This is a genomic window from Novosphingobium clariflavum, from assembly GCF_026420865.1.
Classification (GTDB): Bacteria; Pseudomonadota; Alphaproteobacteria; order Sphingomonadales; family Sphingomonadaceae; genus Novosphingobium; species Novosphingobium clariflavum.
The window spans coordinates 104,615-128,733 of record NZ_JAPCWC010000001.1 but is presented as its reverse complement, the minus strand read 5'-3'; the positions used below and the strand labels follow the sequence as shown (position 1 = coordinate 128,733).

Sequence of the window (24,119 nt, the reverse complement as noted above, 5' to 3'; positions counted from 1 at the left end):
ATCCGCCCGGGGCGGATTTTGCGGAGATTCCCTTGAGCGATTTCGAAAATATCGGCGACCTGTCCCCCGCAACCAAGCTCGTTGCCGGCGGGCGCCGCAAGGACTGGACCGGCGCGGTCGTCAATCCCCCGGTCTGGCGCGCCAGCACGCACCTCTACGAAAATACCGCCGCGCTCGCCGAAGGGCCGCGCCACAACGAGGACGGCCGCTTCTTCTACGGCCGCCGCGGCGCGCCGACGCAGTGGGCGCTCTGCGATGCGCTCACCCAGCTCGAACCCGGCGCGGCGGGCACGGTGATCTACCCCTCGGGCGTGGCCGCCATCGTCGGTGTCATGCTCACCCTGCTGCGCCCCGGCGACGAACTGCTCATCACCGACAATGCCTATGACCCGACCCGTTCGATGGGCCTCGGCCTGCTGACCGACTTCGGCGTCACCACCCGGTTCTTCGATCCGCTGGACCTTGCCGCCTACGAGGCCGCCTTCACCGAAAAGACCCGCGCGGTGATGCTGGAAGTGCCCGGCAGCCTGTCGATGGAAGTCTGCGACGTGCCCGCGCTGACCCGCATCGCGCGCGAAAAGGGCGCTCTCTCGGTACTCGACAATACCTGGGCCAGCCCACTCGGCTTCCAGGGACTGACCAAGGGCGCGGACGTCGTGGTGATGGCGCTGACCAAGCATGTCGGCGGCCATTCCGACCTGATGATGGGCTCGGCCAGCGCCGGGGCGGAACTGTACGGCAAGCTGCGTGAACGCGCCCAGCAACTCGGCAATATCGTCTCTCCCGACGATGCCGCGCTGGCGCTGCGCGGCCTGCGCACACTGGGCGTGCGCCTCAAGCAAGGCACCGAGACCGCCCTGAAGATCGCCCAATTCCTGTCCCAGCGCCCCGAAGTCGCGCAAGTGCTCTGCCCGATGCTTCCGGGCGCCCCCGGGCATGACCTGTGGCTGCGCGATTTCACCGGCGGCAGCGGACTGATGAGCGTGGTGTTCAAGGACGTGACGATGGCCCGGCGCAACCGCTTCGTCGATGCGCTGAAGCTGTTCGGGATCGGCTATTCGTGGGGCGGCTTCGAAAGCCTGTGCATCCCCATCGCGCCGGCGGGCTATCGCTCCATCATGCCCTGGCCGCCGGCAGCAGAAAATCCCGCGGACGTCTTCGGCGTGCGCTTCTCCATCGGGCTGGAAGATGCCGGCGACCTTATCGCCGATATCTCACAGGCTCTGGAAGCGATGGGACAGGGCTGATCCGGAAAGAGCCGCGTCCGGCTGCATCTGCACCGCGCGCGGCTTTTCCATCTCAAGCCGGTTACGCCCTTTCGCCTTGGCGAAGAACAGTGCGAGCTCCGCACGCTCGATCGTACTGTCGAGACTGTCGCCAATCCGCGCGACACTGCCGCTGGCGGTGATCGCCATGCGACTTTCGCCTACGGTCTGGCGCAAGTCCGCCAGCGTCGCCACCACACGGCTGCAGATCGCCTGCGCCTGCTCCGGGCTGGTGCGCGGCAGCAGCACGGCGAAACGTTCCGAACCGATCCGCGAGATAAGGTCGTCGCTCCGCAGCATCTCGCGCAGCAGGTCGGCAAACACGCGTAGCACGTCGTCGCCGGTGTGCTGGCCGTACTTCATGTTGATGGTGCGGAAAAAATCGATCGAGAACATCGCCAGACAGCCATCCATCTGCGCCTCGATCATGTGTTCGAGCATGGAGATGAAGGCCGCCCGGTTGGTCAGGCGGGTCAGCGGATCCGTGTAGGTCGCGGCAAAAAGCTGGTCCTTCAGCACACGCTTCTCATCGATGCTGCGCATTACCGCCAGGGCGCCATAGACTACGCCTGCATCGTCGCGCAGCGCCCGCGCCTGCAATTCATACCAGGTATCGCGCTCGTCAGGGCTGATCGCGGGAAATTCGACCCAGTTGCCGGTCTGCGCGCCGGCGAGCGCCGCGTCGAGCGCCTCGGCCACTGCGGAGCGCGCAGAATCCGAGACGACATCCAGCAAGTGCGGGCCGGTGACGGCCGGATCGATGCGCACCCCCAGCCGGGCAATACCGGACGAGGCCTGCACGATGCAGCCCTGCAGATCGGTCTTGAGAATGATATCCGAGGTCGTCTCGGCCAGCAGGCCGAAAAGTGTCCACGACTCCCGGAATGTGAATTCCATTCCCATACTCAAAAGTGCCCCAGTGCCATTGGGCCGTGAAACGACCCCAAGGAACAAGCAGCCATCAGAGTGAGCCGACCAGCAGATACACACCCATAGAAATGAGTTGACACACCCACCATTCGAACGCCCCCGCAACGACCCGAACAACGCCTTAAACGAAAGGCAGATTAGTTCTGTTATCAAATCTTATTAGAAATAAATTCTTGTTATTCCGATATTTACCATCAACATATCAAGCCAGCCAGAGAATTTGCGGGCACCGCTGAGCAGGCGCCCGCAATGCTCCCGATCACAGTTCAATCATGATGCGGATCTTGTCCGGCGTGGTTTCCACCGCCGCCGCGATCTGCTCGCGGCAACGCGCGATGAGTTCGGGCAGGCCCGCCACGGTTCGCCCCGGACGCAGATCCGCGATGTTGACGCCCAATTCGCGGGCGATGGCCTCAAGCCGCTCCTCGATCGGACGGGCACGGCCCTGCTCCCAGGCCCAGACCGTGGGCTTGCTGACACCCAGACGGGCCGCGAGTTCACCTTGCGTGAAGCCGCGCTCGTTGCGCAGGCGATGCAACCGCTCGCCAAGGCTTTCGCCGCCGATGGCCGCAGGCGCATTACCGGATGCCTCGCCGGCGCCAGACTGATCGCCCAGCGCTATGCCCGGCTGCACGGCACTGCGCAGCTGTGCCGCGCTCAATGCTGATTTCGGCAGGATCCGGTCGAACGCGCAGCCGTAGAGGTTGCCGCTGGTCCAGATCACCCGAGCTGGCGTCTGCCCCGCCTCGGGCAGTTCGAGTTCGATCGTGTCCCCCACGGCCAGCGCCGTGGCGCTTTCAAGCAGGAGCCCACTTTCGGAGAAGTTGTGGATGAGAACGGGCATCTCTGCCCCCGACGAACTGGCCCCCTGGGTCTCCAGCATCAGCTTGCGACGAGGCGCACGGGCGCGATCGCCGACGAATGCGGCAGCCTCGGGGTTAACTTCGAAATGTGCCTCGATGGGCATTGCGCATTCTCCAGGAGGCAGAAAATCCCCTCCCTGGGTTAAGATTCGGTTAGCGCGCCGACTAATACCCTCCCTATCCGGAGCGAACCGATCTGCTCGGCCCGACCGAATTGGAACGCCAACCCGTTCGATCCACCCACGACAGCGACATCTGGAAAAATGTCGTAACCCACAGTGGATGTATACGCAGAACGGGTCGGGTGGAGAAGTCCGTTACGACCCCCGATACGACCAATGCGTTCGTATCCACGCCATGTTCATCGATGCGAAGATCAATTCCGCATCAAAAACCGCTTCAACTACTACGGATAGCCATCCGCCTTTCCTCGAATCATCGTCACTCACCCCTCGCCATGCCGTCACGAACCGGTCACGACACGGCGCACATAGTTAATATTAGCAGACGCTGCGGCCTAACGGGCACAAACGCCCCGACAAAACGCACGAAACCCGAAATTCCGCCCAAAACCGGACAAAAATCGCGCTCCGCCCATACCCCTAAAACCCTCCCTTTCTGCCTGCAAAGCCATTCTGGCTGGTATCCCCGGCCTTGCGGTATCATGTGCGCCATCATGCAAGCGAATCCCGCCTCTCCTGGACGAGTCTTCCTGGTCGGCGCCGGCCCCGGCGATCCCGATCTGCTCACCCTGCGCGCCGCGCGGCTGGTGATGAACGCCGCGCTGATCGTGCACGACGGGCTGGTCGATCCGGCGATCCTGTCGATGGCGCGCCCCTCCGCGCGCCTGATCTCGGTGGCCAAGGCCCGCTCGCGCCACACCATGAAGCAGGAGGAGATCAACGCCCTCCTCGTGCGCGAGGCGCTGGCCGGCCATGACGTCGTGCGCCTGAAGGGCGGCGATCCCTTCGTGTTCGGCCGCGGCGGCGAGGAAGCCGAGGCCTGCCGAGCCGCCGGGGTTCCGGTGGAAGTCGTGCCGGGCATCTCGTCCGCGCTGGGCGCCGCCGCCGCCGCGCAGATCCCGCTGACACACCGCGACCATGCCTCGATCGTCAGCTTCGTGGCAGGCCAGTGCAAGGGCCTGACCGATCAGGACTGGTCCGGCCTTGCCGGCAAGGGCCGGACGCTGGTGATCTTCATGGGCCTTGCGACCGCCGCCCAGATCACCGAAAAGCTGATCGCGGACGGCCTGACGCCCGACGTTCCCATCGCGGTGATCGAAAAGGCCACGCGCGGCGACATGCGCGTGCTGCGCACGTCGCTTGCGGGACTTGCAGAGCTTGTTGAGCGGGAACGGGTGGCCAGCCCCGCGCTCATCGTCATCGGCGCTGTTACCGCGCAGCCCGACACCATCGTAAGCGCAACAGCGCTGGAGGCAGTACAACAGTGAAGATCCTGACGGGCAACGACCTCAAGACCGGAGCGGTCATCTGGTGGACCGGCGTAAGCTGGTCGCTGGATGTCAACGATTCCGCCGATGTGGGCGACCATGGCGCCGCCCTCGCCGCGCGTGAGGAAGGGGCCCGCAATGTCGTCGGCGCCTACATCGTCGATGGCGCGAAGACCGAAGAAGGCGTCCGCCCGGCCCACATCAAGGAGCGTATCCGCGCGCTTGGTCCGACCGTCCGCCTCGACCTGACGCTGAAGCCGTCCGACCCCGCAGCCGCAGACTGGGTGATCTGATGTACAAGTACGACGAATACGACCAGCAGATGGTCGACACGCGCGTCGCGGAATTCCGTGACCAGGTCCGCCGCCGCCTTGCCGGCGACCTGACCGAGGACCAGTTCAAGCCGCTGCGCCTGCAGAACGGCCTCTACCTCCAGCTCCACGCCTACATGCTGCGCGTCGCGGTGCCCTACGGCACGCTGAACTCCGCGCAGATGACGCTGCTGGGCGATATCGCGGACAAGTACGACCGCGGCTACGGCCACTTCACCACCCGCCAGAACATCCAGTACAACTGGATCAAGCTGGAAGACACGCCCGACATCCTGGCCGAACTCGCCAAGGTGGAGATGCATGCCATCCAGACCAGCGGCAACTGCATCCGCAACATCTCCTCGGACCAGTACGCTGGTGCCGCCGCCGAAGAGATCGTCGATCCGCGCCCTTATGCGGAACTGCTGCGCCAGTGGTCCAGCTTCCACCCGGAATTCCTGGTACTGCCGCGCAAGTTCAAGATCGCCGTCATCGCGTCGGAAACCGACCGCGCGGCGATGCGCCTGCACGACATCGGCATCAAGATGGTGAAGAACGACGCTGGCGAGATCGGCGCCCAGTTCTACGCCGGCGGCGGCATGGGCCGCACCCCGATGATCGCCCCGCTGATCCGCGACTTCGTGCCGCTGGACCAGCTGATCACCTATGCCGAGGCCTGCCTGCGCGTCTACAACCGCTATGGCCGCCGCGACAACAAGTACAAGGCGCGCATCAAGATCCTCGTCCACGAACTGGGCCGTGACGAATACGTCCGCCAGGTTGAGGAAGAGTTCGCGCACCTGCTGACCCAGCCGATCGAGCCGCCGCTGGCCGAGCTGGAGCGCATCAAGACGCACTTCACCGATCCCGGCTTCGAAGCCGGCGCTTCGGACGATCTGGACCTCACCGATCCCGACTTCCGCCTTTGGGTTGAGCGCAACACGCATGCCCACAAGCAGGCGGGCTACGTGATCGCCACGGTTTCGCTGAAGCCCGTGGGCGGCATCCCCGGTGACGCCAGCGCCGACCAGATCCGCCTGATGGCGCAGCTGGCCAAGGACTACAGCTTCGACGAGCTGCGCGTGACCCATGCCCAGAACATCGTCTTCCCGCACGTGAAGAAGGCCGACCTCTACACCGTGTGGCAGGCGCTGGACGCCGCGGGCCTCGCCACTGCCAATCTCGACACCGTGGGCGACATCATCGCCTGCCCCGGCCTCGACTATTGCGCGCTGGCCAATGCCCGCTCGATCCCGGTGGCGCAGAAGATCTCCGAGCGTTTCGGCAGTGCCGAGCGCCAGGCCGAGATCGGCGAGCTGAAGCTGAAGATCTCCGGCTGCATCAACGCCTGCGGCCACCACCACGCGGGCCACATCGGCATCCTCGGCGTCGACAAGAAGGGCCTGGAAAACTACCAGCTCCTGCTGGGCGGCAGCGAGGGCGCGGATACCTCGCTCGGCCAGATCACCGGCCCCGGTTTCACCGAGGACGGCGTGGTCGATGCCATCGAAAAGGCCACCGAGGTCTATCTCGCCAACAAGCAGGGCGAGGAACGCTTCCTCGACACCTACCGCCGTATCGGCATGGCTCCGTTCAAGGAAGCGATCTATGGTTGAAGTCCAATTCCGCTTCCGTGAAGACGAAGCCGTCAACGACCCGGCGGTGACCGTCGATGCCTTCGCCGCGCAGACCAACGCCACCGCCGTGCGCATCGAGCCGGGCGACGATGCGCGCGACCTGCTGCCGCATCTGGACCGTCTCTCGCTCGTGGAAGTCAGCTTCCCGGCCTGGACCGACGGGCGCGGCTATTCCTCCGCCCGCATCCTGCGCGAAGCCGGCTACAAGGGCGAGATGCGCGCCGTGGGCGATCTCGTGATCGACATGCTCCATCACCTCAAGCGCTGCGGCTTCGATGCCTTCGCGCCCGACAAGGCGCTCAACGATCAGGACGCGCGCACCGCGTTCGACCGTTGGGAGAACGTCTACCAGGCCACCGCCGTTGACGGTCGCCCGGCGATCTGGGCCAAGCGCCACGGCTGATTTCCCGCTCCAGAGCGACCGGAAAACCGCCGTCAAAAGGGACCTCCCGATGACTCATACCGAAGTGACCCGTATCCGCGACCGTATCGACACCGGCCCTCGTTTCGACGAGGCCGATGCCGTACGGCTCAACCGCCTGTTCCGCGGCACCGACACGAGCGAGATGCTCGAGACGCTGCTCAAGGAAGGCATGGCGGGCGACGTCACGACGGTATCGAGCTTCGGCGCCGAAAGCGCGGTGCTGCTGCACCTGCTGGCCTCGGTCGATCCCTCGGTGCCGGTGCTGTTTCTGGAGACCGGAAAGCACTTTCCCGAGACGCTCGCCTACCGGGACCTGCTGGTCGAGCGTCTCGGCCTGACCAACCTCATCAACCTCGTCCCCGACGCTGCGGAACTGGCGAAGAAGGACGAGAACGGGCTGCGCTGGTCCTACGACCCCGACGGTTGCTGCGAGATCCGCAAGGTCAAGCCGCTGGAAAAGGCGCTGCTGGGTTACGACGCGTCGTTCACCGGTCGCAAGGCCTTCCAGAACTCGGCCCGCGCCACACTGCCCCGCTTCGAGATCGACACCAGCGACACGCAGGGGCGCCTCAAGATCAACCCCCTGATCGACTGGTCGCCCGAGCGCCTCGCCGCCTATATCGCCGAGCACGACCTGCCCCCGCACCCGCTGGTGGCGCAGGGCTATCCTTCGATCGGCTGCATGCCCTGCACCAGCAAGGTGGCGCCGGGCGAAGACCCGCGTTCGGGCCGCTGGCGCGGGTTCGACAAGACCGAATGCGGCATCCACGTCGCCATCCCGTCCGACCGCACCGGCCAGAGCGCTCCCGAATTCGATCTGGATCTCTGACCCCGCCTCAACCGAGGCGATCGGCAACCCACCACTTCGGCAGGTAGGGGCGCTCGATCAGCTTCTCGGCGGCATAGGGCCACCAGCCGGGGCCGAATGGCCAATAGAGCCGTACCGGCACGCCGAACCGCGCCGCGACCGCGGTGCTGCGCTTCATCGGCAAACCCCGCAACTGCTCCAGTTCGCAAGGGGTTCCCGAGGGCCGCAGGATCTCCAGCGCGGCGCGCGCAAGCGCCGGATCGTGCGTGGCGATACCCACCGGCGCCTTGCGGCCCGCGAGCATGCGCACGAGATCTAGATAAGCCTGCCCCGGTTCGCCGGCGTCCCCCTCGGGGTCGGGCCACTCGCCCTTGACCAGGCGGAGCCGCACCGGTGCTTCACGCAGCCGTTCGGCATCGGCAAGGCTGCGCCGCCAGCGCGCGGGCAGCGCAACCCCGCTGGAGCCGTAGGCCTGGATCATCCACTCGGCCAGATCCAGCGTCTGCCCGGCCTGAACGTGGGTGAGCGCATCGAACACGACCGTCATGCCCGCCGAAGCTGCGGGACTGGCCACGGCGCGCAGCAAGTCCTTGTCGAAATGCAGCGGCGATGCCTTGATGGCAAGGCACGTACCGGGAACCGCGCCGTCCAGCGCCGCGGACAACGCTTCACCAGCGGCGATGATGCCCTCAGGCTCTCCGTCCCATGCCGGGAAATAGCTGAGCGTGGCTGCCATGCCGCGCGCCTGCAGGGCAATCGCCGCCCTCGCCGCCGCAGCCGCGTCCGGCGCGGGCGCCAGGGCCTCGACCGTGCGCGACAGTCCGGTGCGCAGCCTTGTGCCCAGTCCTGCGCTCATGCGGGAACCCGGCGTCGTGGTCGCCGCTGCCACAGCCAGTTGCCCGCCTCCGCCACCAGCGCGGCGAGGCCGTGGAGATTGAACGGATAAGTCTGCAATCGAAGACAGGCGATCGCGTCCCGCGTCCACCCCTCGATGATCCAAGGCTCCACTTCACCCAGCAGTTCGATGCCGAGCAGTCCGCGCGCGGTGGCATCGCCCAAGGCATGAAGCATCAGCAGGTTGCCCGGCGAAACCCGAGAGAACGCACGGTCGAAACCGATCTTGAACAGCCAGTAGCGCTGCTGAAACTCCACCGCGAGCTGTGTCGCGACGGCCTTGCCGTCGATCCGCATGAAGGCGATGCGGCAGGCCCCTTCCTCGCTGGCGCGGCCCAGAAAGTCGCGAAAAAATGCCGCCTTGACCGGATCACAAGCCAATGCAGTCCCAGCATCGCCCTTCCAGCCGCGACGCTCAATTTCCATGGCCTCGTCGAACAGCGTGCCGAATTGCTCTCGCGAGGGCGCGTGCAGCTCGAACGTCACCGCCCCTTCGGCGTCTGCCTTGCGCCGGGCACGGCGAAAGTCGGAACGCCGCCCGGCGTTGAAGCGGGCTTCGGGGTCACCGCCACCTGGATCGATCGCGATCGTCGGGCAGCCGGTGGCCGGCCGGATCACCAGCACGCCCCTGCCCTTCATCGCCGCCCGCAGCGAGCCGATCAGCAACGAATCCTCTGGAATGCGTTCCAACCGCAAGGGGCGCCGCAGCCGGGCAAGTTCGCGGCCCAAGGCCGCGACCGCCGCCTCGTCACGGTAGAGGGCGTCCACCGGCTCGTAGACCTGGCGCTCTCCGGCGGCATGCCAGCGCGCCATCCATCCACGACGGCGGCAGAGCGGCAGCAGCGCAACCGTACGCCCGTGATCGCGCACCCGGGCAAGCAGGCCAACGCGGCCTGCCAGCATCGTCACACGCAAGGCTTCGTGAAACGCGAGGAGCTGCGAAGGCAGCCGCGCGTGCCGTTCCAGCGCCCGCCAATCCTCCTCGGCAACGCCGGAAACCTGGCGGGAGCGCACACCGTCTACCGACCTTGCAAGGCCGGACAGCGCCCCCAGCAATGCTTCGCCCACTCCTTCGGCCACCGATGCATCGTGACGCATGGCCTCGTTCCCCTCGTGGCAATGTCGCAGCCTCGCAAGAGAATAGCGCAAATCTGCTTATCTGAAGTTAAAATCTGCGCAACATTCCGTCCTTGCCCCCGATCAGCCGGGATGCCTTCCCGCACGCTGAGGCAGGACCGCCACCATGACCACGATGGCGCAGGCAAGGAGAGAACTTGCCCAGGGCCGGCTGAGGTCCAGGCCGCCATGCGCGAGCGGCTTGTCGAGGAAATCGCCCAGCGTCGCCCCCAGCGGCCGGGTCAGGACAAAGGCCGCCCAGAACAGCACCACCGGGCTCACCGGCGAACGCCTGCGCAGCACCTCCAGCGCCGCCAGCGATCCGCCGAACAGCGCGGCGCCGCCAAGATACCCCAGCCCGCCGTCATCGGCCGCCCAGTCTCCCAGCGCGGTCCCCAGGGTTTGCGAGAAGGTGATCGTGATCCAGTAGAACCACTCCGCCCGCGCCGAAACGATGCTTTCGACCGCGATCGTGCCGGTGACGCGCTTCCATATCAGCAGCGCAGCCAGCACCAGCCCGCCGAGCAGCAGCGAACCGCCCAGATAGCCAATCCCCAGCGAGCGCGTCGCGAAATCGGCCATTGTCGTCCCGGCGGTGGTCGAAGCGACGATGGTTGCCCAGTAGAGCCAGCGGATGAACCCACGCGCGCGCACCTGCAGGAGGACCAGCGCGACCAGCGGCACCACAAAGACCAGGCTGCTGGCAAGGTAGCCCATGTCGTACGTCATCGACAGGGTATCGCCGCCGGTCTCGCCCAGCGTGGTTGCAAAAACCTTGATGATCCAGAAGCCCAAGGTGACTTCGGGAACCTTGCTCAAGGGCGCCGTGGCCCGATTTTCCTGCATCATGTCCTCATGGACGCTGCCGGATTGCCGCAACCCCAGTTGCACACCGTGAATTTCAGGATGCAAAAATCGCACACACTTCATCCCTTGGCTTTGCGCCGGACTCCCCTAAGTGCCAGATGCCCCCAATATTGCAGTGCAACATGACCGATCAGCATAACAAGCCCGCCCATACCCGTCCCGCCCTCGTCACCTTTGCGCTGGCGATGGGGGCTTTTGCGATCGGGACCACCGAATTCGCGGCGATGAGCCTCGTGCCCTATTTTGCCCGCGACCTGCACCTGACCGAACCGCAGGCAGGCCACGCGATCAGCGCCTATGCACTGGGCGTCTTCGTCGGCGCGCCGATCATCGCGGTGCTGGCGGCCCGGATGGGACGCCGGGCATTGCTGATCGGATTGATGGCGCTGTTTGCGCTGGGCAACGGGCTTTCGGCGCTTGCCCCCAGCTATCCGCTGCTGATCGCGTTCCGCTTCCTCTCCGGCCTTCCGCACGGCGCCTACTTCGGCGTCGCCGCGCTGGTGGCGGCATCGATGGTGGCGGAGAACCGCCGTGCCCAGGCCGTAGCCATGGTCATGTCCGGATTGACCGTCGCCACCATCATCGGCGTGCCGGCGGCCAACTGGCTGGGCCAGGCGCTGGGCTGGCGCGCGGGCTTTGCGGTGGTTTCGGTGCTGGCGCTGATGACGATGGCCTCGGTCGCGCTCTTCGCCCCCCACCAGCCCCCTGCCGAAGGCGCCAGCGCCGCGCGTGAACTGAGCGCGCTGCGCCGCCCTCAGGTCCTGCTGACGCTGCTGACCGGCGCCATCGGCTTCGGCGGCCTCTTCGCAGTCTATACCTATGTCGCCTCGACGATGATCGAGGTGACCAAGGTATCGGAAGGTCTGGTTCCGGTGGTGCTCGCCGTGTTCGGCGTGGGCATGACCGTGGGCAACCTGTTCTGGGCCTGGGCCGCGGACCGCGCACAGAGCCGGGCTGCTATCGGTGCCCTGCTGTTCAGCGCCTTCAGCCTTGCCCTGTTCCCCTTTGCGGCAGGAAGCCTGTGGTCGCTGATCCCGGTGATCCTGATGGTCGGTTTCTCCGGCGGGCTCGGCACGATCCTCCAGACCCGCCTGATGGACGTGGCCGGCGAGGCGCAGGCCCTCGCCGCCGCCGCGCACCACAGCGCCTTCAACTTCGCCAACGCACTGGGGCCGTGGCTGGGCGGCCTTGCCATCTCGGCAGGGTGGGGGCTTACCTCGACCGGCTGGATCGGCGCGGGCCTGTCGCTCGGCGGTCTGGCGGTGTTCCTGCTGACGCTGCTGCACCACAAGCGCGGCGCGGATATGGACGCGGCTCCCGCCTGCGCCTACGCCTGACCCGGTCAGGGTCAGGGTCAGGGTCAGGGTCAGGTCAGGCTTGGCAGCGCCGCTCCAGCCGCATGTGGACGGCGCTCGGCGTGTTCTCCATCTCGGAGACGAAGTAGTCCGCGAAAGGCATGTCCTGGTCGAACAGCGGAGCGCCCCTGCCAAGCGTGCGCGCCATGACGTGGAGCCAGATCTCGTCGGTCCTGCCGGTGCTGAGCGCGGCGGTCACGGTACGTGCCCCGCCGATCACCAGCACCGCCTTGTCTCCCGCCTCGCGTTCGGCCGCCGCCAGCGCAGAGGTGAAATCGGGCAGAAAATGAAAGCGCAGCCGCGCATTTTCGCGCGGGGCGGGCACTGGAACGCGCTCGGTCACCACGAAGATCGGTACCTGCAGCTCGTAGTTGTCGGCATACCAGTCCGGCTCGCCGGCAGCGGCAAAGGCCTTGGCGCTCATGACCACGGCCCCGCAGGACTGCGACAGACGCGCCACCATGCGAGCGCGGCGCTGCGCATCGATGGGAAAAACGCTGACGCCTTCGGCATCGACCCAATAGCCGTCGATGCTCGTGGCGGCCTCTACGATCATCCTGCCCATAGGTATTTCTCCGCTAGACACCATACTCCTGTGGTGGCTCGCCGCCTACTTGTGAAGAATGCCCATATCCGGAATCGGAAAGAACGAGGACGAGTCGGTCGCAGAACGGGGTGCGGCGATTGTTGCGGGGGCCTATCGTTTTCCTACCTAGCCATGTTCTGCCAGGCTGCCGCCATGCTTCGAACGACGAATCTTTCATGTTCAGTTTGAACGGCTTGGCCTCTGGATGAGGGACATGGTGACAGCCCGGACTTTTTTGCCGTGGACCGTGTCAACTGTGTCAACCTGCCCAGCCTGCTGACCGCGAACGCGCCGTGCAAACGACAGCAGGCCGCCCCCTACGAAGGGAGCGGCCCGCCCGAATCGCAGCAATGACGCTGCGCCTCAGCCGATCATCATCAGGCTGGCATTGCCGCCCGCCGCCGTGGTGTTGATCGAGGTGGACACCTCCTCCAGCAGCCAGGCGCCATTGGGTCCGGCGCTGACATGCACCGGCACGATCGGTCCCGGCAGCTCGGCCACGGCCTCGCAGGCCGCGCGCACGGCAGCGGCATCCCCTTCCACAAGGCAGGCAGCGAAGGCTTCACCCGCCTGCGGGTGGAAGCGCGCCTCGATCTCGGCAGGCAGGCCGCCGGGAACCGCCATGCCCTCAACGCTCGCCGTGTTACCGGTGGCCAGGACAGCCGCCATCTGCGCGAACAGTCCGGCGCGGGTCACCGGGCGCAGCAGCACGCGGCCGCGCGGATGGAGAGCGTAGAGATTGCGCTCGCCCACCGGACCGGCCAGCTCGGTCTCGGTGCCGAGCGCGGATGCCGCACCGATCTTGCGCGCCTCGGCAGCCGCGCTCGCCTCGCCCACGCTCTCCAGCCATGCGGCGAAGGCTTCCACCAGCGGCGCACCGTGCCCGGCCGGACCGAGCACTTCGGGGGCCTTGGTAACCAGCCGGCCAAGGTAGAGCGGGCCGCCCGCCTTGGGGCCGGTGCCCGATAGCCCGCGCCCGCCGAACGGCTGCACGCCGACGACCGCGCCGATGGTGTTGCGGTTGACGTAGAGGTTGCCCGCCTTCACCGCCGAGGTAACGCGCTCCACCGTGGCGTCGAGGCGGGTGTGCAGGCCGAAGGTCAGGCCATAGCCGGTGCCGTTGATCGCATCGATCAGGCCCGGCAGATCGTCGCGGCGGAAGCGGACGACGTGGAGCACGGGGCCGAAGACCTCGCGGCCGAGCTGGGCAATGCTATCGATCTCGACGATGGTGGGCGCGACGAACGTGCCCAATGCGCAGTCGGCGGGGATCGCCACCTGCTCCACCGTGCAGCCGCGCGCCTTCATCGTCTCGATATGCGCGGCGATGTTGCCCTGCGCCTCGGCGGTGATGACCGGGCCGATGTCGGTCGCCAGCGTCTGGGTGTTGCCGACCGAGAGTTCGGCCAGCGCGCCCTTCAGCATCTTCACCGTACGGTCGGCCACGTCTTCCTGAAGGCACAGTACGCGCAGCGCCGAGCAGCGCTGGCCAGCGGAATCGAAAGCCGACGCGATGACGTCAGCCACCACCTGCTCTGCGAGCGCGGAGGAATCGACGATCATCGCGTTCTGGCCGCCGGTCTCGGCAATCAGCGGAATGGCATGGCCATCCGCCGAGGTGCGACTCGAGAGCTGCTTCTGGATCAGGCGGGCAACTTCGGTCGAGCCCGTGAACATGACGGCGGCCACCTGCGGCGCGGCCACCAGCGCAGCGCCGACCTTGCCGTCGCCCGGAACCAGTTGCAGCGCGTCGGCCGGAACGCCGGCTTCGTGCAGGATGCGCACGGCTTCGGCGGCGATCAGCGGGGTCTCTTCGGCGGGCTTGGCCAGCACGGTGTTGCCGGCGACGAGCGCGGCTGCAACCTGTCCGGCGAAGATCGCCAGCGGGAAGTTCCACGGACTGATGCAGACCACCGGGCCAAGTGCCTGCTGCTCCACCCCGAACGTCGCGCGAGCCTGCTGCGCATAATAGCGCAGGAAGTCGATCGCCTCGCGCACTTCGGCGATGGCGTTGGCGGCGGACTTGCCGGCTTCGCGGATGACGAGGCCCATCAGCTCGCCAATCCGTGCCTGCATCACGTCGGCGGCGGCATCGAGCATGGCGGCGCGGTCGGCCACCGGCGTACCGCCCCAGCGGCTGATGGCAGCACGCGCGACCATGACGGCAGCGGCTTCGGGCGCCACTTCCATCACCTTGCCCACCACGTCGCGGTGATCGGCGGGGTTCAGCACGTCGCGCACCTTGCCCTGCGCATTGGCGGGCATCGCGAACCATTCGCGCGTCACCGAAGCCTGGAGCGCGGCGGTCAGCGCAGTCAATGCCGTCTCGTCGGCCAGATCGATACCGGCGGAGTTGCGGCGGCCGGTGTAGAGGCCGGCAGGTGCGGCAATCTCGCTATGGCGCGCGCCGGGGTGCGGCATGGCGCGGACGATATCGACCGGATCGGCGACCATCTCGTCCACCGGCACCGCCGGATCGGCGATGCGGTTCACGAACGAGGAATTCGCGCCGTTCTCCAGCAGGCGGCGCACGAGGTAGGCCAGCAGCGTCTCATGCGTGCCGACCGGCGCGTAGATGCGGCAGGGACGGTCCAGCTTGTCCTTGCCGACAACCTGCGAATAGAGCGGCTCGCCCATGCCGTGCAGGCACTGGAACTCGTACTTGCCGATGGCGAAGTCCGGCCCGGCAAGCTGGTAGATCGTCGCCAGCGTCTGCGCGTTGTGGGTGGCAAACTGCGGGAACACCGCATCCGGGGCGGCCAGCAGCTTCTGCGCGCAGGCGACATAGGACACGTCGGTATGGACCTTGCGGGTGAACACCGGGAAATCAGCGAGGCCATCGACTTGCGCGCGTTTGATCTCGGCATCCCAATAGGCGCCCTTGACCAGACGCACCATCATGCGGCGTCCGGCACGGCGGGCCAGATCGATGATCCAGTCGAGCACATAGGGGCAGCGCTTGCCATAGGCCTGCACCACGAAGCCAAGGCCGTCCCAGCCCGCCAGATCGGGATCGAGCGCGAGGCTTTCCAGCAGATCCAGCGAGAGTTCGAGCCGGTCGGCTTCCTCGGCATCGATGTTGAGGCCGATGTCATAGCCCTTGGCGATCACTGCCAGCGCCTTCACGCGCGGCAGCAGTTCGCCCATCACACGGCTCGCCTGCGCGCGAACATAGCGCGGGTGGAGGGCGGAAAGCTTGATCGAGATGCCGGGGCCGCCATAGACGCCGCGCCCGGCGCTGGCCTTGCCGATGGCGTGGATCGCATTGACGTAGTCGGTGTTGTAGCGGTCCGCGTCGGCCGCCGTGGTGGCCGCTTCGCCCAGCATGTCGTAGCTGTACTGGAAGCCCTTTTCTTCCAGTTCGCGGGCACGCTTCACCGCTTCGTCGATGGTTTCGCCGGTGACGAACTGCTCGCCCATCAGGCGCATCGCCATGTCGACGCCGCGGCGGATCACCGGCTCACCGGCGCGTGCGACAAGGCGCGTCAGCGCGGCGCCAAGGCCCTTGTCATCGACGCTGCCGACCAGCTTTCCGGTGACCACAAGGCCCCAGGTGGCGGCATTGACGAACAGCGACTTGCCATTGCCAAGGTGCGCCCCCCAGTCGCCGCCAGCGATCTTGTCGCGGATCAGCGCATCGCGGGTGGCATCGTCGGGAATGCGCAGCAGCGCCTCCGCCAGACACATGAGCGCCACGCCCTCCTCGCTCGACAGCGAGTATTCCTGCACCAGACCCTCGACGCCGGTGCCCTTGTGATTGGCGCGCAGCGTGGTGACAAGGTTGCTCGCGGCCGCACGAACCGCGGCGCGGGTGGCGTCGGGCAGCGTCGCGGCGGCCAGCAACGGGGCCATGCATTCGGCCTCGTCCCTGCGATAGGCTGCGGTGATGGCACGGCGCAGTTCGGTGGGTTCACGAACGGCAGGAGCGAAAGCGGCAAAAGGCGCGGTCTGGGTCATGTGCGCAGAATATCGCGTGTCCTCTTGGCAATCCGACTTTTCACGCGGGTGAAGCAGTCCATATGGACTTATATTGCGGATCAACGTAGGCAAAATGCATGGTGAAAACAATCAAATCAGTCACCTTGGATGAGCACGATCGCAAGATCGTCGCCGCGCTCAGAAACGACGGGCGGATGAGCGTCACCGAACTCGCCCGCGTGGTCGGCCTGTCCAAGACGCCATGCCAGGTACGCCTGCGCCGACTGGTCGATTCGGGCGTGATCCGGGGCTTCCAGGCCGTGGTCGATCCCGCAGCGCTCGGGCTCGATCACGTGGCCTTCACCGAAGTGAAGCTCTCCGACACCCGCGAACAGGCCCTCACGGAATTCAACGCAGCGGTGCGGCGCATTCCCGAGGTAGAGGAGTGCCACATGCTTGCCAGCCACTTCGATTATCTGCTCAAGGTGCGTACCCGCGACATCCGCCGCTATCGCGAGGTTCTGGGCGAAAAACTGTCCAACCTGCCGCACGTCTCCAGCACGTCTACGTACGTCGCCATGGAAACCGTCAAGGACACCGGCAGCTAGAGCCGTTTCCGGGCCATCAGGTGTTTCCACCTCATTGGCAAACGCTCTAGAGCGTTTTCCGATCTGATTGAATCAGATCGGGCTCTCCAGATTCTTTGTTTTCCGCGTTCTTCCGGGTCACTGCGTGTTCCACTCCGTTCGAAAAACGTTCTAGACGAACCGCCGCGCTGCCGCGAGGCAATGCGCAAGCCGTTCCTCCAATGGAACTCCGGCCAATTGCTGCGAGCGCTGCGGCACTTCCAGGCCGACGATCCGGTCTTTCGGTAGCAAGGCGAGCAATTCGGCCAATGGCAGGTCTCCCTCGCCGCACGCCAGGCGTTCGCAGATGGCCTCCTCCATGTAGTCTGCCAGAACCCGCTGGGCAGGAACGTCGCAAAGCTGGATATAGCCGATCGCATCGGGATCAAAGGCGGCGAGATCCGCAGGACGCCCGCCCGTCCGGCAGAAATGCATGGTGTCAAACATCACCCGGCAATCCCGGCGGCCCACATGGGCGATCGCTCGTTGTGCCGTTTCCAGATTGCAGATCGGAAAGATCGGCACGAATTCGATCAGCGTCTCGATGCCAAAACCGCTCGCCAGTTCGCACAGCATCGCCAGTTGATCGAAGCTACGGGGTAGATCGGGATCGAGGCTGACGACATTGATGCGGGGAATGCCGAGCCCCTCCATGATCGCCAGATCGCCCGAATAAAGATCGCGCACATCGTGTTCCGGCACAATCGCAACCCCTTCGCCCGACGCAATCGTTACGCCCGTTTCCGCCATCGCCGCACGCAGATCCCGGCGTAGCACGATGTCATCGCGCAGCGAGAAGCGCTGATAACCCGCAAGGCTGGCGCGCGCAGGCTGAAGTGGCGTACTGATGTGCCGGAAGCCCAGCCGCGAAGCCAACCGCACGGCCTCGACCGGCGGCAAACCGAAGGTACTCGCGAATTCCAGGCTGATCGGCCTCATTCTCACTCTCGCGGTCGGCGAACGAACGGGCATGCTATCCCGTTTCGTCAGGAGCGTGTCCGGCATCATCGAAAATCGCTTGGGCGGTTAGTGCCCATCCGGCTCGGCAGTCCGCATAGGTTCAAGGAAGACGCTGGCATGGGCAAGATCGCAGCGATTGTCGTGAGAACCGGTATCGGCGTCCGTGTTCACATACCTGCGCTGCGTGCCGCCGGCTTCCGGAACGCGCCCTGTTCGGACAGGCTATCCGTGAGGGCCTGATCGGCGAGCCGCGTTTCCTCGCGATGGATCAGTTCATCCCCCTCTGCGCCGCCCCGGCCGCCCGCCTGCCACGTTGGTGGTTCGACAGGCAGGCAGGCGGCGGCTGGCTGGGCGCAAGCGGATAGCACCTGATCGACCATATCCGAGCCTGGCTGGGCGATTTCCAGTCGCTGAGCGCCGGGGCGCTTCAAATACCGGCGTAATGCCGATCAGGCCCGCGTCGTATCGCCCGGCGCCCAGAGCGGTGCGCCGCGCCTATCGCGCAGGGATGCGACGACCTTTCCGTCCCGATCGGTCACGCCATATTCCGCCGCGAGTTCGGCATTGATAAAAGTTCCGCCAGAGCGCGCAGCGACCGCCGGATCCATCGCCAGCGCCGCGAGCACCCGCCCCGGAAACTCCGGCGAGGACCCTGCGGCGCTGCCAAGTTGCGCTGCCATACCCGGCACGGACTTGAGGTTCTCTCTCGTCCGCTCGGTAAACGTGAAGCCCTGCCACAACGACAGCGCCGTCACGCCGGTTCCGCGCAGCTCGTGGCCCATGTCGCGCATCATCCGATCGGTCGCTGCCTTGGTGGTGCCGAACACAACATCATAGGTATAAGTCACGCCGACATAACCCGACAGGGCCGCGATCAGACCCGATCCTTGTGGCACCATGATCCTTGCGGCATGCCAGGCCGCGACATAGGCCGCGCGCATGCCGGTATCCCATATCTGCCATTCGTCCAGCGGCTTTTCCCAGAACCCCTCACGCCCGGTCATCGTCTCGGGAATGGCCATCGCGTTGTTGACGAGGATGTCGAGCCGCCCCTCGTCCCGGCGCACCTGCTGGAACAGCGCATCTATCTGCGCATCGTCCATCAGGTCGAGTGGCACCGCAACGCCCGTGCCGCCACGGGCTTCGACTTCCTCGACGGTCTGCGCCAGCGTCCCCGGCAATACGCTCTGCCCCTCGGCAACCGTGCGGCCGGTGACATAGACCCTCGCCCCATGGTCCGCGAGCGCGCAGGCGATGCCCTTGCCGATCCCGCGACTGGCCCCGGTAACGACCGCGACCCGGCCCGCCAATCCATCCGAAATGCGCGCCATGCCGCTCACCCCTTCGCCGGATTGGCAGGGGCACGCCGATTGGTCAGCGGCCGCTGATACGAGGGGTCATCCTTGCTCCGGCTCGAAACGCCGTTGAGCGCGACATCGGGCACATCGGCAAAAGGCACTGGCATTGGCGGGGGCATGCAGCCCCATTCGATCACATTGATGCGCAGCGCGATCTTCCATTCGCCGCCGCGCCGTTCGAACCGGTCGACATACCGCCCGCCGGCGATCCACAGGCTCTCGTCGCGGTTGCGGCCGACAAACTGGTAGTAAGTCTCGCCATGGGCAGTGTCACCATCCAGATCGATGCTGCTCTGGAGCAAGGCGTGGTGGGTGAGGATCTGTCCCGCTTCGTGCATCGGCGCAGCCCATTCCCAACAGTCGGCGGCACTGCCCACGAACGGCCCCGCCGCCATTTCCGCATCGCCCCAGAAGGCAGAAAGGTAGATCGCCCGGTCGAACCGATCCATCCCGCGCGAAAAGCGGGCGAGGCATTCGAGGATGTCCTGCTTATCGAGCAAGGCATCGATCCGAGCGTCACGATCCGCCGTCATGCCTCCACGCCTTGCGCGATTGGCTGCCAGAGCGGCGATCCGCGCAAGGCCCGCGCGGAGGCTATCACTTGTCCGTCAATATCGGTCAGCCCGTAATCCTGCGCCAGTTCCGCCGTGATGAACTCCCCGCCGGAACGCTTCATTACCGCGGGATCGGCGGCCAACGCGGCCACCACACGGCCGGGATGCTCGACGCTGCTGGCCTGCATCTGCGTGATCGACGTCGTCATCCGCTCGCCCATCCTTGCCAAATTATCCCTGGCTTTCTCGGTCAGCGTAAGTCCTTGCCAGAGCGTGAGCGAGGCGACGCCATGCGGCTCCAGTTCCACCGCCATGTCCCGCGCCATCCTGCCTACCGCCGTCTTCGAAGTCCCGAAAATCACACCATACGTGTACGTAACGGCAGCAAAGCCCGAGATCGCCACGATCAGGCCGGATTTCTGCGACACCATCAGCCGCGCTGCATGCCAGGCGGCAACATAGTTGGACCTTACGCCAACATCCCACATTTCCAGATTGGCCAGCGGCTTTTCCCAGAAACCCTTAGGTTCGAGCAGATCGTCGGACAGCGAGAAGGCGTTGTTGACATGAATGTCGAGCTGCCCCGCCTCGGCAGCGATCCGCTCGAACAGAGCCGCGACAGCCAGGTCATCACCATGATCGCAGGCAACCGCAATGCCGCGTCCACCGCTCGCCGCCCCGCGCGCGTCGCATTCGGCGGCGGTCCCGCCAACTGTGCCAGGAAGATAATAGTCCCCCTCGCTGACAGTGCGCCCGGTGACGTAGACCGTCGCCCCCTGCTCGGCCAGCACCAGTGCGATCCCCTTGCCGATGCCCCGGCTCGCACCGGTGACCAGCGCAACCTTGCCTGCCAGCGGCGCGCTCATCCGACGTGTCCCGCGAACCAGCGCTCGCTGTAATCGCCATTGGCCCGGCCGGTGAAATGCCCGGCGCTGAAGGGATAGCCCATCACCCCCTGCGACCAGTCCGCCGCTGCGCCCCAATCCTGCTCCCACTCGTAGAGCATCACCCGATCGGCAATGCGCCATTCCCCGCTGCGCTTTTCGAAACGATCGAGATAGCGCCCGCCGATGCAGGTATCGCGGTCTCCCTTTCCCATATCGATGCGGTGATAAGAGAATACGTGTGTTTCGGCCTGCGCCGCCTCGTCGGCGAGTTCGATGACCGACTGCCCGATCAGATGCTGGGTATCCTTGATCGCATCGGCACCCGGCACCACCCAGGCCAGATAAGTCTCGAAATCGCCGCTGTGCACGCCGTAGTCGAAACGCGCTTCCGGCCACCAGCAGGCCCGGATGAGGTCGGCACTGCGCCGATCCTCTCCGCGGGCAAGACGGGCGATGCAATCGCGGATCGCCTCGCGGTCAATCATCCGTTGGACCAAGGGTTCCATCTGTTCTCTCCCGAAGGCCTCCTCGCCGGAGTGGCCAGAACCTCGTCGAGCGCAGCTCCATGGAGGCCGGCTCGATTCCCGCGCCTTCATGGCGCATGCAGTCATGGCCCCGCTTGTTGAATCCGGACAATCCGCCCTGCCCGCCAGCCGCGCCCCGCACCTTGGCCGGAAAACGCACAGGCGACGCGCTCCGTGCAGACATGACGGCAAGAAGGGGGCAAGCTCCCGGTCCGTCGTATCGGGCGGCTCCATGATGAGAGCAAGAAACAAACCGGATCGGCGAACCACGCGAGGCGGAGATGCAAGACTATCGCAACACGCGCAGGGGCGCCAATCACCGCAGTGCATGCCTGCAAGGCGACGACGTCATACGCGCCCCGCTCCTGCGCCATTTCCCCGAATTGGTCGCAAGCCTTGGCGGCAAGTCCGCCGAAATCCTCGAAACGGCCGGGATCGAACCATTTGGCTGCGAGGAAGAAAACGCAGTCACCTGTGCCCAGTGGATTCTCGCCATGGAAACCGCTGCCGCGCGCCTCGGCCTCCCCGATTTCGGCATGCGTCTTGCGCGGCGGCAGGGCGGAAAGGGTGCCCACGCCCTCGTCGGCAGGGCGATGCGCCATTCGCCAACTTTTGGTGCAGCAATCGATCAGGCCGTTCGCCATAGCGGCGCGCATTCTCGCGCCAGCCGGATATGGCGCGGGCAAAGCGCCTCGCGCGACCATGTCTTCGTCGGCCATGACCTCCTGATTTCCGGCCATTCCCGACGCAGCCAGAGCATCGAGCAACTTCTCCTGTTGGGTCATCTGGGCGCCCAGGCACTGACCTTAGGACGCGTTCGGGCGCGCGCGATTCACCTGCGTCACGACGCGATTTCGTCCCCCCGAACCTACCGGCGCAACTTCGGATGCGATGTGCGCTTTGTCCGGGACGAGGACGGCATCGTCTTTCGTGCCGACGACATGGCCTGCCCGGTGCACGAAGCCGATCGGCACGAACTGACACGGACCGTGGCACACTTATGCAAAAACCACGGCGGATCGCCTCACCCAGCCAGCTTGCAAGTCCGCGCGATCATCATGCCACGGCTCTGGATGAACGGCTGCAATACCGAACTTGTGGCAAGTCTTCTCGGCATGCACCCGCGTACGCTGAACCGGCGCCTTCGCGAGGAAGGTCTGACATTCCAGCAGATCAAGGATGAGGTCAGGGCCGACCGCCTGCTCTTCTATCTGGAGCAGACAGATCTCCAGATCTGCGAGATCTCCCAAAAGCTGGGTTTCGCCGAGCAATCTGCGCTGAGTCACTTTTCCAGACAGGTCTTCGCCATGAGCCCCACAGATCTACGAACCGCAGCTTCAGGCTGGCTAGCGAACCATGGGAACGTCGCTACAGGTCAAGGGGTTGCGCCCCGCATCGACAGTTCCAACTGCAAGAGCGCATGATCGCTCGTATGCGCGACGTTAATCCTCAGAAACGAGGTCGCGCTCTGGCTCGGGCTGAAGACATTGCCGGGCGCCAGAACGACGTCTCGGGCCAGACAGCGCCGGGCAAGCACGGCACTGTCCACCCCATCGGGCAAGCGGCACCACAAAGTGAAGCCCCCCACCGGATCTCCCTGCGGCACGATCCCGATCGCCGTGAGGCGAAGCGCCATGGCCTGCCGCGCCCTGGCAAGGCGGCGGCGGAGCTCTTCCATGTGGCGTCGATACCCGCCGCCAGCGAGAACCCTGCTTATCGCGCTCGTGGCGATCGGTGGCGGGCCGCCGAAACCTGTCGCCAGTTGCAGGTCAGTCAAGGCATCGATCCACTCCGGCCGCGCCGCGATGTAGCCGCAGCGCAAGGCGGCCGACAGCGTCTTCGAAAAGCTGCCGACGCGGATCACACCCGAAAGACCATCCAGCGCGGCCATGGTCGGCACGCCCGGCGCAAAATCCGCAAATATATCGTCCTCGACGATCACCATGCCGTGCGCCGCCGCGATGCCCGAAAGTCGGTGGGCGCTCGTCAGGCTGAGGCTGCCTCCCGTCGGATTATGAAGGTTCGAATTGGTGATGTAGAGGCGCGGCCGCTGGGCTGCGACAATCGACTCGAACGCGGCGGGATCGGGGCCGGAACGCAGAAACGGCACACTGACGGCCCGCACCTTGTGGGCGGCGATCAGCGCCTGATAATTGAAGTAGCACGGATCGTCGAGCAGCACCGTATCACCGGGGACCAAGAGCAACCGGCAAATGAGGTCGATCGCCTGCGACCCCGACTGGGTCAGCAGGATCCGATCCGGATCGCACTCCAGCCCCTCGGCGGCAAATCGCAAGGCGATCTGGCGTCTCAGCACGGGATCGCCTGCCGTGGTCCCGTAAAGCGTCAACAGATCGCCATCCCGACTGACCTCGCGCAGCGCCTTCTGCAAGGCACGCTGCGGCATCCAGTCAGGCGGCAACCAGCCGCAGCCCGGCTTGTCGATCGACTGGGAAGAATCGAGCGACTGACGAGACACCCAGAAGGGATCGATCTCGTGCTCTCGTAAAGGCGCATGGGCGGCCGGTCCCTGCGGTGCCCCCGCCAGATGACTGACAAAAAAGCCCGAGCGGGGGACCGCCGCGATCAGGCCTTCGGCGACCAGGCGGTCATAGGCCTCCACCACCGTAGCCGGTGAAACGCCGAAATCGGCCGCGCTGCGCCTAACCGAAGGCAACCGGTCCCCCGCACAGAGCGACCGCGTCGCAATGCGACTGCGGATGCCCTCAGTGACTCGTCCAGTCTGGGTTACCTCAGCCAATTGTATCGCTCTCTATATCAGTACA

At 65.6% G+C, this 24,119-nt stretch carries 23 protein-coding genes; 9 read left to right on the top strand and 14 right to left on the bottom strand.

The window, feature by feature from the left end:
- Positions 1-26: 26 nt before the first annotated feature.
- Complete coding sequence (metC, locus tag OKA11_RS00510; RefSeq protein ID WP_267218606.1) at positions 27-1,247, top strand: cystathionine beta-lyase; 1,221 nt, start codon at positions 27-29, stop codon at positions 1,245-1,247.
- Here the strand turns inward: metC and OKA11_RS00505 are convergent.
- Both OKA11_RS00505 and OKA11_RS00500 read right to left on the bottom strand, forming a co-directional pair.
- Positions 1,215-2,162 (bottom strand): GGDEF domain-containing protein, encoded by a 948-nt coding sequence (locus tag OKA11_RS00505; RefSeq protein WP_267218259.1) that lies wholly within the window; start codon positions 2,160-2,162, stop codon positions 1,215-1,217. The two genes, metC and OKA11_RS00505, sit on opposite strands and share 33 nt — an antisense overlap.
- A 292-nt stretch (positions 2,163-2,454) precedes the next feature.
- On the bottom strand, positions 2,455-3,162 hold the full coding sequence (locus tag OKA11_RS00500) for a helix-turn-helix domain-containing protein (RefSeq protein WP_267218258.1): 708 nt from the start codon (positions 3,160-3,162) through the stop codon (positions 2,455-2,457).
- A gap of 572 nt (positions 3,163-3,734) precedes the next feature.
- On the opposite strand from OKA11_RS00500, the gene cobA reads away from it, so the two are divergent.
- Genes cobA through OKA11_RS00475 form a run of 5 tightly spaced genes read left to right on the top strand, consistent with a single transcriptional unit; the run spans position 3,735 to position 7,709 of the window.
- Positions 3,735-4,508 carry a uroporphyrinogen-III C-methyltransferase gene (gene cobA, locus OKA11_RS00495; RefSeq protein ID WP_267218257.1) on the top strand — a complete coding sequence of 258 codons (774 nt, stop codon included), beginning with the start codon at positions 3,735-3,737 and terminating at the stop codon, positions 4,506-4,508.
- Positions 4,505-4,801: a DUF2849 domain-containing protein gene (locus tag OKA11_RS00490; RefSeq protein WP_267218256.1), complete on the top strand. Its 297-nt coding sequence runs from the start codon at positions 4,505-4,507 to the stop codon at positions 4,799-4,801. Before cobA ends, OKA11_RS00490 begins: the two co-directional genes overlap by 4 nt.
- Positions 4,801-6,435: a nitrite/sulfite reductase gene (locus OKA11_RS00485; RefSeq protein ID WP_267218255.1), complete on the top strand. Its 1,635-nt coding sequence runs from the start codon at positions 4,801-4,803 to the stop codon at positions 6,433-6,435. The genes OKA11_RS00490 and OKA11_RS00485 overlap by 1 nt, the downstream gene beginning before the upstream one ends.
- Positions 6,428-6,859: a DUF934 domain-containing protein gene (locus OKA11_RS00480; RefSeq protein ID WP_267218254.1), complete on the top strand. Its 432-nt coding sequence runs from the start codon at positions 6,428-6,430 to the stop codon at positions 6,857-6,859. Before OKA11_RS00485 ends, OKA11_RS00480 begins: the two co-directional genes overlap by 8 nt.
- Before the next feature lie 49 nt (positions 6,860-6,908).
- Positions 6,909-7,709 (top strand): phosphoadenylyl-sulfate reductase, encoded by an 801-nt coding sequence (locus tag OKA11_RS00475; RefSeq protein WP_267218253.1) that lies wholly within the window; start codon positions 6,909-6,911, stop codon positions 7,707-7,709.
- A 7-nt stretch (positions 7,710-7,716) separates the two neighbouring features.
- On the opposite strand, the gene OKA11_RS00470 is transcribed toward OKA11_RS00475, so the two are convergent.
- From OKA11_RS00470 to OKA11_RS00460, 3 genes are all read right to left on the bottom strand, one after another.
- The gene (locus OKA11_RS00470) at positions 7,717-8,544 is read right to left on the bottom strand and encodes a proline dehydrogenase (protein ID WP_267218252.1); all 828 of its coding nucleotides are present in this window, start codon (positions 8,542-8,544) and stop codon (positions 7,717-7,719) included.
- Entirely contained in the window at positions 8,541-9,680 is a 1,140-nt protein-coding gene (locus OKA11_RS00465) for a GNAT family N-acetyltransferase (protein WP_267218251.1), read from the bottom strand. The genes OKA11_RS00470 and OKA11_RS00465 overlap by 4 nt, the downstream gene beginning before the upstream one ends.
- A 102-nt stretch (positions 9,681-9,782) precedes the next feature.
- Entirely contained in the window at positions 9,783-10,544 is a 762-nt protein-coding gene (locus OKA11_RS00460) for a COG4705 family protein (protein WP_267218605.1), read from the bottom strand.
- Between the two features lie 143 nt (positions 10,545-10,687).
- On the opposite strand from OKA11_RS00460, the gene OKA11_RS00455 reads away from it, so the two are divergent.
- The gene (locus tag OKA11_RS00455) at positions 10,688-11,902 is read left to right on the top strand and encodes an MFS transporter (protein ID WP_267218250.1); all 1,215 of its coding nucleotides are present in this window, start codon (positions 10,688-10,690) and stop codon (positions 11,900-11,902) included.
- A 34-nt stretch (positions 11,903-11,936) separates the two neighbouring features.
- Here OKA11_RS00455 and OKA11_RS00450 read toward each other — a convergent pair whose 3' ends face one another.
- Together OKA11_RS00450 and putA are read right to left on the bottom strand one after the other, a co-directional pair.
- Entirely contained in the window at positions 11,937-12,485 is a 549-nt protein-coding gene (locus OKA11_RS00450) for a dihydrofolate reductase family protein (protein WP_267218249.1), read from the bottom strand.
- Positions 12,486-12,869: 384 nt separating this feature from the next.
- Entirely contained in the window at positions 12,870-16,463 is a 3,594-nt protein-coding gene (gene putA, locus OKA11_RS00445; protein WP_379489303.1) for a trifunctional transcriptional regulator/proline dehydrogenase/L-glutamate gamma-semialdehyde dehydrogenase, read from the bottom strand.
- A gap of 98 nt (positions 16,464-16,561) precedes the next feature.
- Here putA and OKA11_RS00440 point away from each other — a divergent pair, with 98 nt between their 5' ends.
- Positions 16,562-17,032 carry an Lrp/AsnC family transcriptional regulator gene (locus tag OKA11_RS00440; protein WP_267218248.1) on the top strand — a complete coding sequence of 157 codons (471 nt, stop codon included), beginning with the start codon at positions 16,562-16,564 and terminating at the stop codon, positions 17,030-17,032.
- A 150-nt stretch (positions 17,033-17,182) separates the two neighbouring features.
- Here OKA11_RS00440 and OKA11_RS00435 read toward each other — a convergent pair whose 3' ends face one another.
- The 6 genes from OKA11_RS00435 to OKA11_RS00410 all read right to left on the bottom strand — a co-directional run bounded on the left by OKA11_RS00435 (position 17,183) and on the right by OKA11_RS00410 (position 21,315).
- Positions 17,183-17,989, bottom strand: a complete 807-nt coding sequence (locus OKA11_RS00435; protein WP_267218247.1) for a sugar phosphate isomerase/epimerase family protein — start codon at positions 17,987-17,989, stop codon at positions 17,183-17,185.
- Positions 17,990-18,177: 188 nt separating this feature from the next.
- Positions 18,178-18,390 carry a hypothetical protein gene (locus OKA11_RS00430; RefSeq protein WP_267218246.1) on the bottom strand — a complete coding sequence of 71 codons (213 nt, stop codon included), beginning with the start codon at positions 18,388-18,390 and terminating at the stop codon, positions 18,178-18,180.
- A 69-nt stretch (positions 18,391-18,459) separates the two neighbouring features.
- A complete protein-coding gene (locus tag OKA11_RS00425) occupies positions 18,460-19,341 on the bottom strand; it encodes an SDR family NAD(P)-dependent oxidoreductase (RefSeq protein WP_267218245.1) in 882 nt (293 codons plus the stop codon).
- A 5-nt stretch (positions 19,342-19,346) separates the two neighbouring features.
- Entirely contained in the window at positions 19,347-19,901 is a 555-nt protein-coding gene (locus OKA11_RS00420) for a nuclear transport factor 2 family protein (RefSeq protein WP_267218244.1), read from the bottom strand.
- Positions 19,898-20,788 carry an SDR family NAD(P)-dependent oxidoreductase gene (locus tag OKA11_RS00415; RefSeq protein WP_267218243.1) on the bottom strand — a complete coding sequence of 297 codons (891 nt, stop codon included), beginning with the start codon at positions 20,786-20,788 and terminating at the stop codon, positions 19,898-19,900. The genes OKA11_RS00420 and OKA11_RS00415 overlap by 4 nt, the downstream gene beginning before the upstream one ends.
- Entirely contained in the window at positions 20,785-21,315 is a 531-nt protein-coding gene (locus tag OKA11_RS00410; RefSeq protein ID WP_267218242.1) for a nuclear transport factor 2 family protein, read from the bottom strand. Before OKA11_RS00410 ends, OKA11_RS00415 begins: the two co-directional genes overlap by 4 nt.
- 299 nt (positions 21,316-21,614) lie before the next feature.
- Here OKA11_RS00410 and OKA11_RS00405 point away from each other — a divergent pair, with 299 nt between their 5' ends.
- On the top strand, positions 21,615-22,757 hold the full coding sequence (locus OKA11_RS00405; protein WP_267218241.1) for an AraC family transcriptional regulator: 1,143 nt from the start codon (positions 21,615-21,617) through the stop codon (positions 22,755-22,757).
- On the opposite strand, the gene OKA11_RS00400 is transcribed toward OKA11_RS00405, so the two are convergent.
- The gene (locus OKA11_RS00400; RefSeq protein WP_267218240.1) at positions 22,709-24,094 is read right to left on the bottom strand and encodes an aminotransferase-like domain-containing protein; all 1,386 of its coding nucleotides are present in this window, start codon (positions 24,092-24,094) and stop codon (positions 22,709-22,711) included. The two genes, OKA11_RS00405 and OKA11_RS00400, sit on opposite strands and share 49 nt — an antisense overlap.
- Positions 24,095-24,119 lie beyond the last annotated feature (25 nt).

What these genes read in the sequence shown, in the direction of transcription:
- OKA11_RS00505 (WP_267218259.1), bottom strand. Translation starts at nt 2,162, where the DNA reads ATGGAATTCACATTCCGGGAGTCGTGGACACTTTTCGGCCTGCTGGCC.
- OKA11_RS00500 (WP_267218258.1), bottom strand. Translation starts at nt 3,162, where the DNA reads ATGCCCATCGAGGCACATTTCGAAGTTAACCCCGAGGCTGCCGCATTC.
- cobA (WP_267218257.1), top strand. Translation starts at nt 3,735, where the DNA reads ATGCAAGCGAATCCCGCCTCTCCTGGACGAGTCTTCCTGGTCGGCGCC.
- OKA11_RS00485 (WP_267218255.1), top strand. Translation starts at nt 4,801, where the DNA reads ATGTACAAGTACGACGAATACGACCAGCAGATGGTCGACACGCGCGTC.
- OKA11_RS00480 (WP_267218254.1), top strand. Translation starts at nt 6,428, where the DNA reads ATGGTTGAAGTCCAATTCCGCTTCCGTGAAGACGAAGCCGTCAACGAC.
- OKA11_RS00475 (WP_267218253.1), top strand. Translation starts at nt 6,909, where the DNA reads ATGACTCATACCGAAGTGACCCGTATCCGCGACCGTATCGACACCGGC.
- OKA11_RS00470 (WP_267218252.1), bottom strand. Translation starts at nt 8,544, where the DNA reads ATGAGCGCAGGACTGGGCACAAGGCTGCGCACCGGACTGTCGCGCACG.
- OKA11_RS00465 (WP_267218251.1), bottom strand. Translation starts at nt 9,680, where the DNA reads ATGCGTCACGATGCATCGGTGGCCGAAGGAGTGGGCGAAGCATTGCTG.
- OKA11_RS00460 (WP_267218605.1), bottom strand. Translation starts at nt 10,544, where the DNA reads ATGCAGGAAAATCGGGCCACGGCGCCCTTGAGCAAGGTTCCCGAAGTC.
- OKA11_RS00455 (WP_267218250.1), top strand. Translation starts at nt 10,688, where the DNA reads ATGACCGATCAGCATAACAAGCCCGCCCATACCCGTCCCGCCCTCGTC.
- OKA11_RS00450 (WP_267218249.1), bottom strand. Translation starts at nt 12,485, where the DNA reads ATGGGCAGGATGATCGTAGAGGCCGCCACGAGCATCGACGGCTATTGG.
- putA (WP_379489303.1), bottom strand. Translation starts at nt 16,463, where the DNA reads ATGACCCAGACCGCGCCTTTTGCCGCTTTCGCTCCTGCCGTTCGTGAA.
- OKA11_RS00440 (WP_267218248.1), top strand. Translation starts at nt 16,562, where the DNA reads ATGGTGAAAACAATCAAATCAGTCACCTTGGATGAGCACGATCGCAAG.
- OKA11_RS00435 (WP_267218247.1), bottom strand. Translation starts at nt 17,989, where the DNA reads ATGAGGCCGATCAGCCTGGAATTCGCGAGTACCTTCGGTTTGCCGCCG.
- OKA11_RS00430 (WP_267218246.1), bottom strand. Translation starts at nt 18,390, where the DNA reads ATGGTCGATCAGGTGCTATCCGCTTGCGCCCAGCCAGCCGCCGCCTGC.
- OKA11_RS00425 (WP_267218245.1), bottom strand. Translation starts at nt 19,341, where the DNA reads ATGGCGCGCATTTCGGATGGATTGGCGGGCCGGGTCGCGGTCGTTACC.
- OKA11_RS00420 (WP_267218244.1), bottom strand. Translation starts at nt 19,901, where the DNA reads ATGACGGCGGATCGTGACGCTCGGATCGATGCCTTGCTCGATAAGCAG.
- OKA11_RS00415 (WP_267218243.1), bottom strand. Translation starts at nt 20,788, where the DNA reads ATGAGCGCGCCGCTGGCAGGCAAGGTTGCGCTGGTCACCGGTGCGAGC.
- OKA11_RS00410 (WP_267218242.1), bottom strand. Translation starts at nt 21,315, where the DNA reads ATGGAACCCTTGGTCCAACGGATGATTGACCGCGAGGCGATCCGCGAT.
- OKA11_RS00405 (WP_267218241.1), top strand. Translation starts at nt 21,615, where the DNA reads ATGCAAGACTATCGCAACACGCGCAGGGGCGCCAATCACCGCAGTGCA.